The sequence below is a fragment of the Enterovibrio nigricans DSM 22720 genome, from assembly GCF_900167155.1.
Taxonomy (GTDB): Bacteria; Pseudomonadota; Gammaproteobacteria; order Enterobacterales; family Vibrionaceae; genus Enterovibrio; species Enterovibrio nigricans.
In genome coordinates this window covers 37,826-54,803 of record NZ_FUXU01000003.1, presented here as the reverse complement: position 1 = coordinate 54,803, position 16,978 = coordinate 37,826, and the positions used below count along the sequence as shown (strand labels likewise).

16 protein-coding genes are annotated in these 16,978 nt (G+C 47.8%); 5 read left to right on the top strand and 11 right to left on the bottom strand.

All coding sequences use genetic code 11. The annotated features are described in order from the left end of the window. Positions 1–89 precede the first annotated feature (89 nt). The 3 genes from B5D35_RS01875 to B5D35_RS01865 form a co-directional block, all read right to left on the bottom strand. Positions 90–1,622 (bottom strand): methyl-accepting chemotaxis protein, encoded by a 1,533-nt coding sequence (locus tag B5D35_RS01875; protein ID WP_078750926.1) that lies wholly within the window; start codon positions 1,620–1,622, stop codon positions 90–92. A 101-nt stretch (positions 1,623–1,723) separates the two neighbouring features. Further along, positions 1,724–2,134, bottom strand: a complete 411-nt coding sequence (locus B5D35_RS01870; RefSeq protein WP_139367714.1) for a protein YgfX — start codon at positions 2,132–2,134, stop codon at positions 1,724–1,726. Continuing rightward, on the bottom strand, positions 2,103–2,363 hold the full coding sequence (locus B5D35_RS01865; RefSeq protein WP_078750924.1) for an FAD assembly factor SdhE: 261 nt from the start codon (positions 2,361–2,363) through the stop codon (positions 2,103–2,105). Before B5D35_RS01865 ends, B5D35_RS01870 begins: the two co-directional genes overlap by 32 nt. A 173-nt stretch (positions 2,364–2,536) precedes the next feature. Between B5D35_RS01865 and ygfZ the strand changes: the two genes are divergently transcribed. The 4 genes from ygfZ (at position 2,537) to B5D35_RS01845 (ending at position 5,347) form a co-directional block, all read left to right on the top strand. Then, positions 2,537–3,517 (top strand): tRNA-modifying protein YgfZ, encoded by a 981-nt coding sequence (gene ygfZ, locus B5D35_RS01860; RefSeq protein WP_078750923.1) that lies wholly within the window; start codon positions 2,537–2,539, stop codon positions 3,515–3,517. A gap of 8 nt (positions 3,518–3,525) precedes the next feature. Then, positions 3,526–4,011: an aminoacyl-tRNA deacylase gene (locus B5D35_RS01855; RefSeq protein WP_078750922.1), complete on the top strand. Its 486-nt coding sequence runs from the start codon at positions 3,526–3,528 to the stop codon at positions 4,009–4,011. Between the two features lie 3 nt (positions 4,012–4,014). Next, positions 4,015–4,950, top strand: coding sequence for a LysR family transcriptional regulator (locus B5D35_RS01850; protein ID WP_078750921.1), 936 nt, complete (start codon positions 4,015–4,017; stop codon positions 4,948–4,950). A 196-nt stretch (positions 4,951–5,146) separates the two neighbouring features. Continuing rightward, positions 5,147–5,347, top strand: coding sequence for a DUF1107 family protein (locus B5D35_RS01845; protein WP_078750920.1), 201 nt, complete (start codon positions 5,147–5,149; stop codon positions 5,345–5,347). Between the two features lie 79 nt (positions 5,348–5,426). Here B5D35_RS01845 and gcvH read toward each other — a convergent pair whose 3' ends face one another. From gcvH to tkt, 8 genes are all read right to left on the bottom strand, one after another. Then, a complete protein-coding gene (gcvH, locus tag B5D35_RS01840) occupies positions 5,427–5,819 on the bottom strand; it encodes a glycine cleavage system protein GcvH (RefSeq protein ID WP_078750919.1) in 393 nt (130 codons plus the stop codon). 236 nt (positions 5,820–6,055) lie between these two features. Beyond that, positions 6,056–6,889, bottom strand: coding sequence for a small-conductance mechanosensitive channel MscS (gene mscS / locus B5D35_RS01835; protein ID WP_078750918.1), 834 nt, complete (start codon positions 6,887–6,889; stop codon positions 6,056–6,058). 235 nt (positions 6,890–7,124) lie between these two features. Next, a complete protein-coding gene (gene mscS / locus B5D35_RS01830; protein WP_078750917.1) occupies positions 7,125–8,018 on the bottom strand; it encodes a small-conductance mechanosensitive channel MscS in 894 nt (297 codons plus the stop codon). Between the two features lie 173 nt (positions 8,019–8,191). Further along, positions 8,192–9,268 carry a class II fructose-bisphosphate aldolase gene (fbaA, locus tag B5D35_RS01825; RefSeq protein ID WP_078750916.1) on the bottom strand — a complete coding sequence of 359 codons (1,077 nt, stop codon included), beginning with the start codon at positions 9,266–9,268 and terminating at the stop codon, positions 8,192–8,194. A 221-nt stretch (positions 9,269–9,489) separates the two neighbouring features. Then, entirely contained in the window at positions 9,490–10,653 is a 1,164-nt protein-coding gene (locus tag B5D35_RS01820) for a phosphoglycerate kinase (protein ID WP_078750915.1), read from the bottom strand. 70 nt (positions 10,654–10,723) lie between these two features. Next, positions 10,724–11,752, bottom strand: a complete 1,029-nt coding sequence (epd, locus tag B5D35_RS01815) for an erythrose-4-phosphate dehydrogenase (protein ID WP_078750914.1) — start codon at positions 11,750–11,752, stop codon at positions 10,724–10,726. A 201-nt stretch (positions 11,753–11,953) separates the two neighbouring features. Next, complete coding sequence (locus B5D35_RS01810; protein ID WP_078750913.1) at positions 11,954–13,225, bottom strand: NRAMP family divalent metal transporter; 1,272 nt, start codon at positions 13,223–13,225, stop codon at positions 11,954–11,956. Positions 13,226–13,459: 234 nt separating this feature from the next. Further along, positions 13,460–15,457 carry a transketolase gene (tkt, locus tag B5D35_RS01805; RefSeq protein ID WP_078750912.1) on the bottom strand — a complete coding sequence of 666 codons (1,998 nt, stop codon included), beginning with the start codon at positions 15,455–15,457 and terminating at the stop codon, positions 13,460–13,462. Positions 15,458–15,807: 350 nt separating this feature from the next. On the opposite strand from tkt, the gene metK reads away from it, so the two are divergent. After that, positions 15,808–16,962, top strand: coding sequence for a methionine adenosyltransferase (gene metK, locus B5D35_RS01800; RefSeq protein WP_078750911.1), 1,155 nt, complete (start codon positions 15,808–15,810; stop codon positions 16,960–16,962). Positions 16,963–16,978 lie beyond the last annotated feature (16 nt).

Here is a 16,978-nt window from a genome sequence, read left to right as displayed (position 1 = left end):
AACAACGTCGTAGAGCTTAACGCAGCCTATGTAAAAAGCCCTCACGCATGAGGGCTTTTTCTTGTCTTCTGATTTTAACGTTTTGATTTTTACGCTTTGAAAGCCGAAATCGCAAACGCCAATTCTTTACTCTGCTCTGCCACCCTTTCAGCCGCCATCGCATTATCGCTGGTCGACGCGGTATTTTTAGCCGTGATCTCCTGAATAGAATGCACATTCAGGTTCACTTCTTTCGCCACCATACTCTGCTCTTCAATGGCCGCTGCAATCTGCGTGCTCATATCCATAATTTGCTGCATGTCATGCATGATGTTATCCAGCTCATTCGCAGCATCTTCTACATGTATTACAGACTCTTCACTGTCTTGCTGGCACTCGTAAATACGCTCAACAACCAGATTGGTTTGCTGCTGCAATGACGCAATCATGGTAGCTATCTCATCCGTTGATTTATGTGTGCGCGTTGCCAACGAGCGAACCTCATCTGCTACCACTGCAAAGCCGCGCCCTTGTTCCCCTGCTCGCGCAGCTTCGATGGCCGCATTCAGTGCCAACAAGTTAGTTTGCTCTGAAATATCTTTAATCACATGAACAACGGTTCCAATTTGCTCAGAGAGCGAAACCAAGCTCTGGATATCTCGGTTGGCATCACCAAGTCCTTGTGACAATGTGGCGATCGCCGATCGGGTGTTTTGCACCGTAGCATGACCTTTGCTTGCACGTTCCAGACTGTGAGAAGCATTCTCTGCGGCTCGCTCTGTCGCGACTTGCTCCATGGTCTGAGTTAGCGTTGTGATGCGGCGTTGGATAAAACGGTTCAGCCAAATACTGAGTGCGATCAGTACTATCGAGACAAAGGTCAACAGGGTTACTACGATTTTCACCACCGAATCTGACGCCTTTTCAAGCTCCTGTGTAAGCTGGCTGCGCATTGCATCAAAGTCGGCTTCAACCTGATGTGATTGTTGACGGATTGCTCCAAGAAGCCCTGATTTATGGTCTAAGCCCACTTTATTGCTTAAAGTGTAGTACTGCTCGATTAAGGCTTTTTGCGCCTTAAGGTTTGGCGCACTCCCTTCCACCAAGCGGTTCCATGTTTCAAGGTATTCGACATATCGATTTTCACTGATATCAGCAACGAACAAGCGCGCCAATGTGACAAGGTAGTCGGCATTGGGGTTGTCTGATTGTGCCAATACGTTTTCGTTTACTTGCGTAATCTCGCCGCGTAGCCCTGATTCACGATCTAGCCCGAGCTCCCGATAACCGTCAGACAACCTTAAAAAGCCCTTTTGGTAGTTGTCCATCGCTTGATCAACCGCTCCGATTTGAGGAAGCGTTAAGTCTAACTCTTCAGCGTATTGGCGCAGTTGAACTAAGTCGCTTTTAAAGCTCTCTCCCTGTTGCTCAAATGTCTCAATGTATTTCGCATCAAGACGCGCCAGGAAGTCTTTTTCGTTTCGTCTTAAATTCAATAGCCTCACTTCAAGATCACCCACCAGCGTCAGCTTCGTTTTAAGGTCAATCATACGATCAGACGCTTGCCAGCCGATTAATGCGAAAAGCACAAGAGAAGCTGCCGAAAAAGCAGTAAGTAAATAGAGTTTGGTTCGAATATTCATGGCATTTTCCCATAAGACTTTGGGGGGATTGCCCTGTTATCGGTCTAGGCGTTATATTTTTTAGGAATGGTATACAGTAAAGTTATGATACGTGAACAACGTCACTCTTTTAACTCTAAACATATTCGACTGAGATGACGAAAGTCTTGTTCTGAACAAGCATCGTACAGAAGCGGGATCCGTTTTATCTCACCCGTTCGATGCACATCCAACACAAACCCAACAGGGCTTTTAAATACGACAGACCTAACATGATAGTCGCAATGTTCCCAGTGACAGTGCCCATCGGTATGTAAGGAAAAGTCGCCCACAACCGCCAATGCGGCATGTGCGCTATGCTTTAGCTCTTTAGAGAGAAAGGCTATCAATAAGACTTTGATCTCTAATGGCCACACACCCGTAAACAACAACAGTGCTGCCACTGACATGTAGCCAAACACCACACTTCGTAACAGAAATGTAGAAGGAGTAAGGTGTGTATTAACGAAGTTTGCTGCGGTTATGCTCGACAATTTTGTCTGCCATTGCCGCAAGTTCAGGTTTTTCGCTGCGACTCTGTCCCATCATCCATGTAAAAAGGTCTGGGTCATCACATTCAAGCAGCGCAACAAAGTCCTGCTTTTCTGACTCCGTTAACGCGTCAAAACACTCTTCGAAAAACGGCATTATAATGACGTCAAGCTCCAACATGCCGCGTCGGCAGGCCCACTTGATTCGCGCTTTACCTTCTGCGCCCAGCATGATTACCTCTGAAATTACATCATAAAAACTGGCACAAATAGTATCAGTGGGTTGCCAGCCTTGCTATCGCTCCCTCAGTGAATCTTGTAAGCCTGTGATCTGACCCCATATCAGTGGTATATAGACGGCAGTCGCATTAACATAAGACCACTAACTTTAAAGCGAGAGACACCATGACTCACTGGTATTCAACGCACAACTTTTCTCGACTTCCACTTTCTTCGGACAGTGCCCTACCAGCACTGTCGGTGATCGCGCTGGATAATCTTGCACTTATTACTGCTGTTGGCGCAGACACCATCAGCTACCTGCAAGGCCAACTGACGTGTGATTTGATTTCGCTGGATAAAACCCAATCTACTCTGGCCGCACATTGTGATGGCAAGGGTAAAGTCTGGTCTGCGATCCGCTTGTTTCGTCACAACGACGGCTTTGCTTACGTTCAGCCGAAAACAGTGGCAGAAAAGCAGCTCACCGAGATTAAAAAGTACGCCGTGTTTTCCAAAGTTACTTTCGACCTCAGTGAGCAAGTACTGATTGGTGTTGCCGGAGAGAAAGCAGACATCGCCGTACAATCACGCTTCACCGGTGACGGTAACGTCCGAGCAACCCAAACAGGCACCGCGGTTAAAATCGAAGATAATCGCTGGTTATTGGCCATTGATGCGACGGAAGCTGACACCTTGATTCATGAAATCGGTGATCGCGGTGTCCTTAGCGACAGTTCTCTGTGGGACTTACTGGAGCTTCGCGCAGCCATTCCAGCGATTGAGCTGGTGAACACCAACGAATTCATCCCGCAAGCCCTTAACTTGCAAGCCCTTGACGGTATCAGCTTTAAAAAAGGCTGCTACACAGGCCAAGAAACAGTGGCTCGCGCCAAATACCGAGGCATTAATAAACGTGCGGCTTACCTGCTTGAAGGTGACGCATCCGACGCGCCAAAAGCCGGTGATGTTTTCGACCGCAGCGTGGGTGAAAACTGGCGTACCGGAGGTACTGTGCTTTCAGGATATCGCTTTGACGATGGCAAAGCACTGGCCATGGTTGTACTGCCAAACAACTTGGATGAAGACAGCATGTTCCGCCTGCCAGACACCGATATTCTTTGGCAGAAAGTGGCGATGCCATATAGCCTCGAAGACGATGCCTGAGTTTAACCATGTCTGAGATCGATACTCCCATTCTCTCCATCCTAAGAGATGCCAACATTGCATACCGCATTTTGCCGCACCAACGTGCGGCAACATCTGTACTGGATGCAGCGGAACAACGGGGCGTAAACCCAGATCAAATGGTTAAATCCATGCTATTGCGGGACATGGGCGGTGTATTGGCACTGGCTTGCCTACCTGGAACCGCTTCAGTAGATCCTCGCAAGGTACGAGACATACTAGGCTGTCGCCGCATGACCTGCGCTGACAGTGGGCATGTCCAAAGTATCACGGGCTATTCGCCGGGTATGGTTACACCACTTTCCGTGATGGGGTTTATGCCAATCTTCATTGACCCGTCTCTCGAACAATATGAATTCGTCAACATCAGCAGTGGCTCGCCGATGGCGGGCGTAGAACTGAAGTTTAGCGACCTTGTTACGCTGTGCTCGCCCACAGTTGCAGATATTCGCCGAGAAGCGAAAGAGGACTGAGCAATGAAACGGGTCAACTGGCGCAGTGTCGACTTAAACCTGCTTGTGGCATTTTCCGCATTGATGGAAACGCGCAGCGTCACCCGAGCAGCCGAAAAGCTGTCCATCGGCCAGTCAGCGATGAGTCACAATCTGTCTCGCCTTCGCACCTTGCTGGATGACCCGCTTTTTCATCGTCAGGGCAATGAAATGTTGCCCACCTCTCGCGCCTTCGAGCTAGAGCCCATCATCAATCAGCTTCTCGAAACCATTGCGCTTGATGTGCTGACACCTGTGCAATTTGACCCGCAGCAATACCACGGGCCGGTTCGTATTGGACTAACCGATTACGCAGAATTGGTGTTTGCGCCTGTGCTGTTTGATGTCTTTCGCGAGCAAGCCCCAAACTGCCAGCTGAGTTGTCGCCCTGTCGATAGAGCAAGTTATAAAGAAGCATTGAAAGCCGATCACGTGGATGTGGTACTCGGTGCCGTCGAAACTGAAGACGCGTTATTGATGATGGAAGATCTCTACACAGAACAGCACGTGTGTCTTTTTGATCCCGCATCTACAGGGTTAGCCAATCCTATATCGTTGGCAGATTACACCTCTACCCCCCATGCGCTCGTGACGGTCGATGGGCAACTTAGCAGCCCCGTAGATACAACGTTGAAAGCACTCAACTGCGATCGACAGGTTGTCATGGGCTCACAGCGATTTCTTACCGTCAGGCATTTGCTGTCGGGGCGAAACCTGATATGCACGGTTGCAGAGCTCATGGCCAAATTGGACATGTTCAAAGACACACTGGAGATCAGCCCTACGCCGGTTGATGTGAGCTGTTTTGATATTCGCCAGATTTGGCATAAAAAAAATGTCACCAGTGCTAAAAACACATGGATACGACAAACCATTCATCAGACGGTCATTCAACAAGTGCAGGATTTACGTGCCAGATAATCGGACTGCTCACAACATTGATGGAATGTGACACCCACCTTATTCATTGACTTGCATAGGCGAAATTTGAACTAACTGTCTGTCATGTCACATTGTCGTCACACCCTCGTCGTTATAATGCCGCGCGCCAGAATTTCAGACGTTTTTACTGGGATTTTGGAAGTTGGCTATACAAAAAACGATAAAGGAATAATAAATGCGGATGTTTAATCGATATGTCCCAACCATGATTGCAAAGCACGTTTACCGATTATTTAAGGGACGTATTTCCATCCATGGTCGAGGAGATTTCGAGTTTCATCAGGGATTGGTGCAATCTCAATCAAACGCAGATATTCAGCATTACCAGACCGTTAAGGAAATCAATGCTGAGATCCGCCGCTTGAAAGAGCAGTGATTGGCGTTAGAAAACTTCGCTTGAACAAAAACACCGCGCTGATACGCGGTGTTTTTTATCGCAACAGTCCAGCTCAGCGCTATTCTTCTTCGTCGAGAGTGTCTTGGTAAGACTCGGCATCCAACAGCTCATCGAGCTCAGCGTCATCGCTAATGCGGATTTGAAATAACCACCCATCGCCATACGGATCAGAGTTTACGAGCTCTGGTTGCCCTTCAAGCTCCTCATTGATTGCCACTATCTCGCCCGTCAGTGGCGTATAAATGTCTGACGCTGCTTTCACAGACTCTGCCACAGCACAATCATCACCCGCATCCACCGTATCACCGACATCCGGCAAGTCCACAAACACCATATCACCCAACATTGCCTGTGCATGATCGGAGATACCAATTGTATATACTCCGTTACCTTCCGGTCTTACCCATTCATGGGAGTTGGTGAACTTCAGCTCAGATGGGATATTGCTCATAAGTCGGATTCCTTCTAAAAATCATGCTGCAGACTGTCTGTAATTATTAATAGCTTACATTTCTAGTTAGGCAAATTAGGAAAGCATTGAGCACTAAGCAAGAAAAATCAGCGTCCGAAAATCAATAATTTTAACTCGGTCAAGGGATTGCAACATTACCCTGTATTGGCAAAAAAGTGGCAACAAAAAAACGCCAGCTCTAAATCCAGAAACTGGCGCTTATTTAGATGGCGAGTTTAGCCTTCGCTTTTTGCCATATGTACATCCATTTGCGGGAATGGAATTTCAATGCCTTCTTTATCAAGCTCCTCTTTGATGGCTTGCAGAAGATCAAAATACACGCCCCAATAATCAGACGTACGTACCCAAGGGCGTACCACAAGGTTGACGGATGAGTCTGCCAGCTCAACGACGCCAATCGTTGGCTCAGGTGTTGAAAGCAAGCGAGATTCTTCTGACAGAACACGGGCTAATACCTGCTTGGTTTTATGCAAGTCAGCACTGTATGACACGCCAACCACGTAATCGATACGGCGGGTGTCATGCTTTGAATAATTGGTGATTGGGCTAGAAATGATCGCACCATTCGGCACAACAACCATCTTGTTGTCAGGTGTGGTCAATACCGTAGAGAAAATCTGAATGGAATCCACAGAGCCTGAAACACCGCCAGCCTCAACATAATCGCCAGATTTGAACGGACGGAACGTCACAATAAGCACACCCGCAGCAAAATTGGACAGTGACCCTTGCAGTGCCAAGCCTACGGCTAAACCCGCAGCACCGATAACCGCCACAACCGACGCGGTTTGAACACCGAGGCGCCCAAGTGCTGCAATGATAACGATAACGAACAACAGGTAACGAACAAAGGTGTGAACAAAACTCACAACGGTTTCATCAAGCTGTTTTTTACGCATCATCCCAGCGATGCCATTTGCAATCGCTTTAACGACCCAATTACCAATAATGAGAATAAGAATGGCAGCGATAATATTCACTGCATATTGGAGTAGGAGTTCCTGATTTCCGTTGAACCAACTCATGGCTTCATTTGTTGCATTTTCCATTGCGATTTCCTTGATGTTGTAATGGCTTTACATTGATCAATCCGAGATCAGACCACAGAATATCTAACATACCTGACTCATCCACTCAGATATAAAAACAGAGCAGAGTGTACAGTTTAAGCAGCGAAATCCAGTGTCTCAAATGTAGAACAACAGGGTTCCATCCTTCTTTAATGCCGAAGGATCGCATAAAAAAAACCTGCCAGTTGGCAGGGTTTCATCAAAACAGTGCGTGTTATGCCACTTGTCTTGGTTCGGAATTCACTTGTTCTTTTGCGTTTGCATAGTAATGAACGTCCATTTGCGGAAATGGAATCTCAATACCTTCCTTGTCTAATTCTTCTTTAATCGCTTGAAGAAGGTCAAAATACGTTGACCAATAGTCAGCAGTGTTCACCCAAGGACGAACCACGAAGTTTACAGAAGAGTCCATCAGGGCATGTACACCCACTGTAGGTTCAGGATCTTTCAGCACACGCTCGTCAGCCATCACAACACGCGTCAGCACTTCTTTAGTTTTTTGCAAATCCGCTTTGTAAAACACACCAATAATGAAATCAATACGACGCGTTTCGTGACGCGAGTAGTTCGTGATTGGGCTAGAAATAACTGTGCCATTTGGCACAACTACCATCTTATTATCGGGTGTAGTCAGTACAGTAGAGAAGATCTGGATCGACGCCACAGAACCTGCAACACCACCAACTTCTACGTAATCGCCCGACTTGAATGGACGGAAGGTTACAATCAACACGCCCGCAGCGAAGTTTGACAGTGAACCTTGCAGAGCCAGACCAATCGCCAAGCCCGCGGCACCAATCACTGCAACGATTGACGCGGTTTCAACACCTAAACGGCCCAGTGCAGCAATCAGTACGATTGCAAACATCACGTAACGCGCCATGTTCTCGATAAAATCGACAACAGTTTGGTCAAGGTTACGTTTTTTAAGCACGGTTCCCACTGAGCCCGCCACTTTCTTCACTACCCAGTGGCCAATCAACAAGATCAAAACAGCGGTCAGGATATTCATCGCATACTGAACCATCAGTTCTTGGTTTGAAGCCAGCCAGTGCATTGCTTCATTTGCTGTTTTCTCAACAGCGTGCGCAGCATTTTGCTCAGTCATTTTTTTTCTCACTTCTAAATAACTAAACCATCTCGATATCCAGCGTAAAAAAGACACGCTATCAAGATGGTTTAGGGACTTCTCACTATGGCCTGAATTTCAGCCATAAAAAAACCCGCTAAATTTAGCGGGTTTTATCATTTTTTGTAATAAGTTTTTTAACTAAACTTAAATTACAGAACGTCAATCGCGTTCAAATCAGCAAATGCTTTCTCAAGACGAGTAACCATAGAAGCTTGACCTGCACGTAGCCATACGCGTGGATCGTAGTACTTCTTGTTTGGCGCAGATTCGCCAGTTGGGTTACCGATTTGACCTTGTAGGAAATCACGGTTTTCAGCTTCGTAAGTACGGATACCGTCCCACGTTGCCCACTGAGTATCAGTATCGATGTTCATTTTGATAACACCGTAGCCGATAGACTCTTGGATTTCTGCTTCAGAAGAACCAGAACCACCGTGGAATACGAAGTTCAGCGCATTAGGTGCGATACCGAATTTCTCTGCACAGTAAGCTTGTGAGTCACGCAGAATGGTTGGAGTCAGTACAACGTTACCTGCTTGGTAAACACCGTGTACGTTACCGAAAGATGCTGCGATAGTGAAACGTGGGCTGATTGCGCTCAGTTTCTCGTAAGCGTATGCAACGTCTTCTGGAGAGGTGTATAGCTCAGACGCGTCCATGTGAGAGTTGTCTACGCCGTCTTCTTCACCGCCAGTACAACCCAGTTCGATTTCCAGCGTCATACCCATTTTTTCCATGCGAGCCAAGTACTCAGCACAGATAGCGATGTTCTCTTCCAGTGACTCTTCAGACAGGTCAATCATGTGAGAAGAGAACAGTGGCTTGCCAGTTTCAGCGAAGTGCGCTTCACCCGCGTCCAGCAGACCGTCAATCCATGGCAGCAGTTTCTTCGCTGCGTGGTCAGTGTGCAGGATAACTGGGATACCGTAAGATTCAGCAACAGCGTGAACGTATTTTGCGCCAGCAACTGCACCAAGGATTTGTGCACCTTGACCATCTAGCTTAACACCTTTACCAACGAAGAAGCCTGCGCCACCGTTAGAGAACTGAACAACCACTGGTGCTTTAACTTTAGATGCAGCTTCCAGAACACCGTTGATTGAGTCAGTGTTTACCACGTTTACCGCTGGAAGAGCGAACTTGTTCTCTTTAGCAATTTCAAACACTTTCTGAACGTCGTCACCAGAGATAACGCCAGGCTTTACAAAATCAAAAATCTTAGACATAACAATAGTCCTATTTACTCTGTTGTCTTTGAAGAAATTAGTACCGAGCTGGCTCTATCCTGGCCAACTCAGCTAAATCGGCAAACGTTTGCGATCAGCGCTGCGCATTGTACCCAAACGTGATTCCAAACACATTAATTTTTGTCTTTGGAAATGCATCTAAGTCATTAAAACATGGAGTTAGACGCATAAAAAACGGGGGTAATAACCCCCGTCTATCATTACGCTTTCGCGCGAGCTTCCAGCATTTCAACCGCTGGCAGAACTTTACCTTCAACAAACTCAAGGAAAGCGCCACCACCAGTAGAGATGTAAGACACATCTGCTTTAATACCGAACTTGTCGATGGCTGCCAAAGTATCACCACCACCTGCTACAGAGAAACCTGCAGACTCAGCGATTGCTTTAGAAATGCCCGCAGTACCTGCTTCGAAGTTTTTGAACTCGAATACACCAACAGGGCCGTTCCAAAGGATAGTCTTCGCGTTGCTGATGATTTCAGCCAGTGCCGCAGTTGAGTCTGGACCCAGGTCGAAGATCATGTCGTCATCTTGTACTTCAGAAACGTGCTTGATTTCAGCTTCCGCGTTTTCATCGAATGCTTTCGCACATGCAACGTCAGTCGCAACAGGAATTGCACACTCTTTCATCAGTTTCTGAGCAGTTTCAATCAGATCCGCTTCGTACAGAGATTTACCCACATTGTGGCCTTCTGCCGCGATGAAGGTGTTTGCGATACCACCGCCAACAACCAATTGGTCAGCGATTTTAGAAAGAGACTCAAGAACAGTCAGCTTGGTAGAAACTTTAGAACCACCAACGATAGCAACCAGTGGACGCTCTGGGTTGTCCATTGCTTTACCCAATGCTTCCAGTTCAGCAGCCAGCAGAGGACCCGCACATGCGATTGGTGCAAACACACCTACACCGTAAGTAGATGCTTGTGCACGGTGCGCAGTACCGAATGCGTCCATCACGAATACGTCACACAGTGCAGCGTATTTCTTAGACAGTTCGTCTTCGTTTTTCTTCTCGCCTTTGTTAAAGCGAACGTTTTCCAGAACAACCAACTCACCTGCGTTCAGCTCTAGGCCATCGACGTAGTCTTTTGCCAGCTTAACGTCACAATCCAATGCATCGTTCAGGTAGTTAACAACAGGTTGCAGAGAGAATTCTTCCGCGTACTCGCCTTCAGTAGGACGACCAAGGTGAGAAGTCACCATTACTTTCGCGCCAGCTTCCAGGCAGTGCTTGATAGTTGGCAGAGACGCAAGAATACGCGCGTCAGAAGTCACTTTACCGTCTTTTACTGGTACGTTCAGATCAGCACGGATAAACACGCGTTTGCCAGCCAGATCCAGATCGGTCATTTTGATTACAGACATTTTCGTCCTCTCTCTAAGTTGCAAAAATTAAAAATTTGCTTGTGCTTTCTTTACTGCAGAAAGCCGTGGCTCAAGCCTTCGAGCCACCAGTAACTGTTGCCATGGCCAACGCCGTATCTAACATACGGTTGGCAAAACCCCACTCGTTATCACACCATACCAACATCTTGATTAAGTTATGATTACTAACCCGAGTTTGAGAACCATCAACGATGGCGCTGTGAGGGTCATGGTTAAAATCTATCGAGACAAGTGGCGCCTCGGTATAGTCGACAATGCCGCTTAATGTACACCGAGCAGCATCTTCGAGTGATTGATTTACGTCATTAACTTTCACTTTTGTGTTAACTGTGACACTTAAGTCCATTGCTGTGACGTTAATTGTTGGCACTCTAACCGAAATAGCTTCAAATTTGTCAGAAAGTTTCGGAAAGATTCTTCCAATTCCCAAGTGCAATTTGGTATCAACCGGAATGATGGATTGACTCGCTGCGCGAGTTCGGCGCAAGTCTGAGTGATACGCATCAATCACTTGTTGATCATTCATGGAAGAGTGAATCGTGGTAATGGTGCCTGACTCAATACCGAACTGCTCATCAAGAACCTTGATGACAGGGACAATGCAGTTGGTGGTACAGGAACCATTAGAAACAATGCGATCAGAGGCTTTCAGGGTTTCTTCATTCACACCAAAGATAATGGTGTTATCCAAATCATTGCCCCCCGGGTGCGAGAACAACACTTTTTTTGCCCCCGCATCAATGTGTGCCTGTCCATGCTCACGATTGCCAAACACACCGGTGCAATCGAGCACAATATCGATGTCTAAATCGCGCCAAGGCAGTAAATTGATGTCGCGGAGGTGAAGAATGCGGATATTGTCATCACCGACAAACAGGTATTCCTGACTGTTCGTGACTTTCTTGAAGAAGCGGCCATGGCTGGAGTCGTACTGCAGAAGGTGAGCCATAGCGTCAGGCTCTGCGAGCTCATTGACCGCAACGACTTCGATTTGATCTCGTTTGTGACTTTCATACAGTGCACGCAGTACACTGCGACCAATCCGGCCAAATCCATTAATTGCAACGCGTAGTGCCATGTTCCCTGACGTTCTTGATTTGCTAATGATATGCGGCCACAGTCTATCTCAAGCACGTGAAATACGCACGTACAATGTGATTCGTCTCTCACACATCATACTGAAAAAAATAGCGAGCAAAGCTCGCTATTTATGACATAATCATCAGAAAGACTATTCCGCTGGGTCAATAATTTCTCACACTGACCGTTGGCAAAAGTCTTACATCAACCACTTCCACCAGATAAACAATGCAAGGAAGCCAAACAGGTAGATCAGACCGGTAATTGACAGCCACTTCATCGGCGTGCTCAGTGACAACGCCTTTGGCAAATTTGTTCGCGTCACTAAAATGTAGTTTAGCAATGCAAACACTGGCGTCGTGACAAATGCCATGACCATAGCAAAATCCAACATCGGGATAAGCGCCTTACCCCAAAACATAATGATGCCCATCGCCACTACCGACACGGCAAAGATCCACCATTGCAGTACGCGTGGGTGCTGTGTTTCCTGCTTGAGCAATAAACGCTGGGACTCTGCCACCACACGAGAGTAACCATCAATCACGGTGATCGTACTGCCAAAGATGCAGAAAAAGGCAATCACCGCAATCAGGTAACGAGACCACTCTCCTATCGTTGATGAGTATAAACTCACGAGTTGGTGCGAGAAGCCGACTCCCGATTTAGCAAATTCCACGCCAGAGCCATGCAACACCAATGCTCCCAGCGCGAGGAAAACAATCGCCAATATCGCGGTGCCAATATAGCCGACATTGAAATCAAACAGTGCAGAGCGTGCCGTGACTTCCTGCCGACGCTGCTGACTTTTCAACCACATCGACGTGATGCTGGACACTTCAATCGGCGCGGGCATCCAACCCATGGTCACGACCAGAAAACCGATGGCTGCCAACGTCCACGGTGATGGAGAGATTGCCACATCTGAAACGGGTGACGGATTAACAAAAGCAATCGTCACGGCGGCAACTGTCGCGACAGTCAGAACGGCCATAATCACTTTTGATAGCACATCGAGTGCTTTGTAATGACCCGCGAATAAAATGCCTAAACAAACCACCACGACAACCGCGGACAAGACAACAGGCGATAACGTAAAAGGAATGAAGTAGCTTAGCAAACTGGCACTAAACAGTAACAGTGCGGCGATATTTACCACGGCAGAAAACAAACAAAGAAGCGCAAATACCCAAAGATACGGGCGTCCTAGCTTGGCATACCCTTCAACAAGGCTCTCGCCTGTCCCTAATGTGTATTGGATGCCCGCTTTAAAAAATGGATATTTAAAGAGATTGACCAGCAGAATGAGACCTGCTAATTGCCAACCATAAATAGCGCCAGCCTGCGTTGACGCCACCAAATGTGAACCACCAACGGCCGCTGCGGCCATCATGATACCCGGCCCCATTGACCGGATTAATTGGCGTAAGGTCTGCGCACCACCTTGTGCCGAGGAAAGGGAGTTTTCCATTATCGTTCCTTGTAAGAATTATGTTGTGTTTGGGTGTCTCTGTTTGTCTTTTTGAGTGATTTATCATTGTCAAGACACATAACAAATATCACAAAAAAACACAGCGTCAACATAAAGTTACAGGCTTTTCAATAGAAATCTGAGGGCGACGATTTCACCTGCCAATTCAGATTGTTTAGGTATAAAAAAACCCGCAGACAATGTCTGCGGGTTTTGTGTAAAGCGTAGCCCGAATTACGCGAGTAATTCTTTCGCCGTCTCAACCACGTTTTCAGTGGTGAAACCAAACATCTTGAACAGCTGATCAGCTGGCGCAGACTCACCGAAGGTGGTCATACCGATGATGCGACCGTCAAAACCGACGTACTTGTACCAGAAGTCAGCGATGCCCGCTTCAACAGCAATACGTGCTGTTACGTCGGAAGGCAGTACTGCTTCGCGGTAAGCTGCATCTTGCTTATCGAACACATCAGTCGCTGGCATTGAAACCACGCGAACTGCTTTGCCTTCTGCTGAAAGCTGTGCTGCTGCTTCTACTGCCAGTTCAACTTCTGAACCGGTTGCGATCAGGATAAGCTCTGGCTTACCTGCACAATCTTTCAGGATGTAACCACCCTTCGCGATGTCAGCCACTTGCTCTGCACTGCGATCTTGTTGTGCCAGATTCTGACGCGAGAAGATCAGCGAGGTTGGGCCGTCTTTGCGCTCAATCGCCAATTTCCAAGCAACCGCAGACTCAACTTGGTCACATGGACGCCATGTGCTCATGTTTGGCGTCAGGCGCAGTGATGCGATTTGCTCAACAGGCTGGTGCGTAGGACCGTCTTCACCCAGACCGATTGAATCGTGGGTGTAAACTTGAATGTTCTGCACTTTCATCAGTGCTGCCATGCGCATTGCGTTACGTGCGTATTCCATGAACATCAGGAAGGTTGCGCCGTAAGGAACAAAACCACCGTGCAGCGCGATGCCGTTGATGATCGCCGTCATACCGAACTCACGCACACCGTAGTGAATGTAGTTACCTGATGCGTCATCTGCAGTCACCGCTTTTGAACCAGACCACATGGTCAGGTTTGACGGTGCAAGGTCAGCGGAGCCGCCCATGAATTCTGGCAGCATCGCACCGAACGCTTCAAGCGCGTTTTGTGACGCTTTACGTGATGCGATGTTTGCTGGGTTCGCTTGCAGGTCAGCAATGATTTGGCTTGCTTTCGCTTCCCACTCAGCTGGCAGGTCACCGTTCAGGCGACGCTTAAGCTCAGCAGCTTCTGCGGGATATGCCGCTGCGTATGCATCAAACTTGGTGTTCCAAGAAGCTTCTTTTGCTGCGCCCGCTTCTTTGGCATCCCATGCGCCGTAAACGTCTGCAGGGATTTCAAATGCTGGATGTTCCCAACCCAGGAACTCACGCGCTGCTTTGATTTCTTCTGCGCCCAGTGGTGCGCCGTGGCAATCGTGTGAACCCGCTTTGTTTGGTGAGCCGAAACCAATGATGGTTTTGGTACAAATCAGAGTAGGACGACCTGTTTCCGCTTTCGCCGCTTCAATCGCTGCGTTGATCGCGTTTGCGTCGTGACCGTCTACTGCTGGAATAACGTGCCAGCCGTAAGCTTCAAAACGCTTCGGCGTGTCGTCAGTGAACCAGCCTTCAACATGACCGTCGATAGAAATGCCGTTGTCATCCCAGAATGCAATCAATTTGCCCAGACCAAGGGTACCAGCCAGTGAACACGCTTCGTGAGAGATACCTTCCATCAGACAGCCATCGCCCATGAACACGTACGTGTTGTGGTCAACGATGTCGTGGCCTTCGCGGTTGAATTGCGCGGCCAGTGCTTTTTCAGCCAACGCCATGCCCACTGCGTTAGTGATGCCTTGACCCAGAGGGCCAGTGGTCGTTTCGATACCCGGTGCGTAACCGTATTCTGGGTGACCTGGGGTTTTCGAGTGCAGTTGACGGAAATTTTTCAGGTCGTCGATAGACAACGCATAACCGGACAGGTGCAGCAGAGAGTAAATCAGCATAGAGCCGTGGCCGTTTGACAGCACAAAGCGGTCACGGTCAGCCCACTCTGGGTTTTGTGGGTTGTGGTTCAGGTGGCCACGCCACAGGACTTCGGCAATGTCTGCCATGCCCATAGGGGCACCTGGGTGGCCTGAATTGGCTTGTTGTACACCGTCCATGCTGAGGGCACGGATCGCATTAGCTAGAACCTTGCGAGAAGACATGTCTGCTCCTGACTTCTTTAGACGTTTTGTGTAATACACAATCCGGCACAATACTTAAATCGAATTGCCGAATCGTAAAACTTGGCGGGCGAGTATTGTCGCAAGTCTCTCACGGCTCTGCAAACGATTTACATGTCTGATTTCAGAGCTTTTGCGGTGTTTCACGGTCAGTTTTTATTCATCTAGTTGTAATCATTGACCTAGGCACGCAAACGATTACTTGAGAAAACCGCGATCTATGTCTGGTTGCTTTTAAAAATCACCAGAGTAGAATAGACGTCCAGATGGAAAAGCATCCATCCATTTATACATATAAACGTATATACGATATCAACCTTAAGGGAAACGTTATGGCTAAGCACCTGTTTACTTCTGAGTCCGTGTCAGAAGGTCATCCAGACAAAATTGCAGACCAGATTTCTGATGCGGTTCTTGACGCGATTCTGGAGCAGGATCCAAAAGCGCGTGTTGCTTGTGAGACTTACGTAAAAACCGGCATGGTGATGGTGGGTGGTGAAATCACGACCACTGCATGGGTTGATATCGAAGAGCTGACGCGTCAAACCGTACGTGAAATTGGTTATGTTCACTCTGATATGGGCTTCGACGCGGACTCTTGTGCCGTTCTGAACACTATCGGTAAGCAATCTCCAGACATCAACCAAGGTGTTGACCGTGCCGATCCTAAAGAGCAAGGCGCAGGCGACCAAGGCATCATGTTTGGTTATGCATGTAACGAAACCGATGTTTTGATGCCAGCACCTATCACTTACTCTCACTTGCTTGTTAAGAAACAAGCGGAAGTACGTAAAAGCGGCAAACTAGACTTCCTGCGTCCAGATGCAAAATCGCAAGTGACCTTCCAATACGACCAGGGAAAAATCGTCGGTATTGATGCGGTTGTTCTGTCTACGCAGCATTGTGATTCAGTCACTACCGAGCACCTGCGTGAAGCGGTTATGGAAGAAATCATTAAGCCAGTACTGCCTTCAGAGTGGCTGAACAAAGAAACAAAATTCTTCATCAACCCAACTGGCCGTTTCGTTATCGGTGGCCCAATGGGTGACTGTGGTTTGACTGGTCGTAAAATTATCGTTGATACCTACGGCGGTGCCGCACGTCACGGTGGTGGTGCATTCTCTGGTAAAGATCCATCAAAAGTTGACCGCTCTGCAGCTTACGCAGCGCGTTATGTAGCGAAAAACATCGTTGCTGCGGGCCTAGCAGATCGCTGTGAGATCCAATTGTCTTACGCAATCGGTGTAGCAGATCCAACGTCTATCATGATCGAAACCTTCGGTACTGAGAAAGTGTCTCACGACATTATTATCGAAGCAGTTCGTCAGCACTTCGACCTGCGTCCATACGGCCTGCAAGAAATGCTGAACCTGCTGCAACCTATCTACAAGAAAACAGCAGCATACGGTCACTTCGGTCGCGAAGAGTTCCCATGGGAAAAGACCGACAAAGTGGCAGCACTACGCGATTTTGCTCAAATCAAATAAGCAAATCCAACATTCA

Coding starts and splice junctions, on each gene's coding strand:
- B5D35_RS01875 (WP_078750926.1), bottom strand. CDS start 1,622: ATGAATATTCGAACCAAACTCTATTTACTTACTGCTTTTTCGGCAGCT.
- mscS (WP_078750918.1), bottom strand. CDS start 6,889: ATGGAAAATGCAACAAATGAAGCCATGAGTTGGTTCAACGGAAATCAG.
- tkt (WP_078750912.1), bottom strand. CDS start 15,457: ATGTCTTCTCGCAAGGTTCTAGCTAATGCGATCCGTGCCCTCAGCATG.
- ygfZ (WP_078750923.1), top strand. CDS start 2,537: ATGACTCACTGGTATTCAACGCACAACTTTTCTCGACTTCCACTTTCT.
- fbaA (WP_078750916.1), bottom strand. CDS start 9,268: ATGTCTAAGATTTTTGATTTTGTAAAGCCTGGCGTTATCTCTGGTGAC.
- B5D35_RS01865 (WP_078750924.1), bottom strand. CDS start 2,363: ATGCTGGGCGCAGAAGGTAAAGCGCGAATCAAGTGGGCCTGCCGACGC.
- B5D35_RS01855 (WP_078750922.1), top strand. CDS start 3,526: ATGTCTGAGATCGATACTCCCATTCTCTCCATCCTAAGAGATGCCAAC.
- metK (WP_078750911.1), top strand. CDS start 15,808: ATGGCTAAGCACCTGTTTACTTCTGAGTCCGTGTCAGAAGGTCATCCA.
- B5D35_RS01820 (WP_078750915.1), bottom strand. CDS start 10,653: ATGTCTGTAATCAAAATGACCGATCTGGATCTGGCTGGCAAACGCGTG.
- B5D35_RS01810 (WP_078750913.1), bottom strand. CDS start 13,225: ATGGAAAACTCCCTTTCCTCGGCACAAGGTGGTGCGCAGACCTTACGC.
- B5D35_RS01845 (WP_078750920.1), top strand. CDS start 5,147: ATGCGGATGTTTAATCGATATGTCCCAACCATGATTGCAAAGCACGTT.
- gcvH (WP_078750919.1), bottom strand. CDS start 5,819: ATGAGCAATATCCCATCTGAGCTGAAGTTCACCAACTCCCATGAATGG.
- B5D35_RS01850 (WP_078750921.1), top strand. CDS start 4,015: ATGAAACGGGTCAACTGGCGCAGTGTCGACTTAAACCTGCTTGTGGCA.
- mscS (WP_078750917.1), bottom strand. CDS start 8,018: ATGACTGAGCAAAATGCTGCGCACGCTGTTGAGAAAACAGCAAATGAA.
- epd (WP_078750914.1), bottom strand. CDS start 11,752: ATGGCACTACGCGTTGCAATTAATGGATTTGGCCGGATTGGTCGCAGT.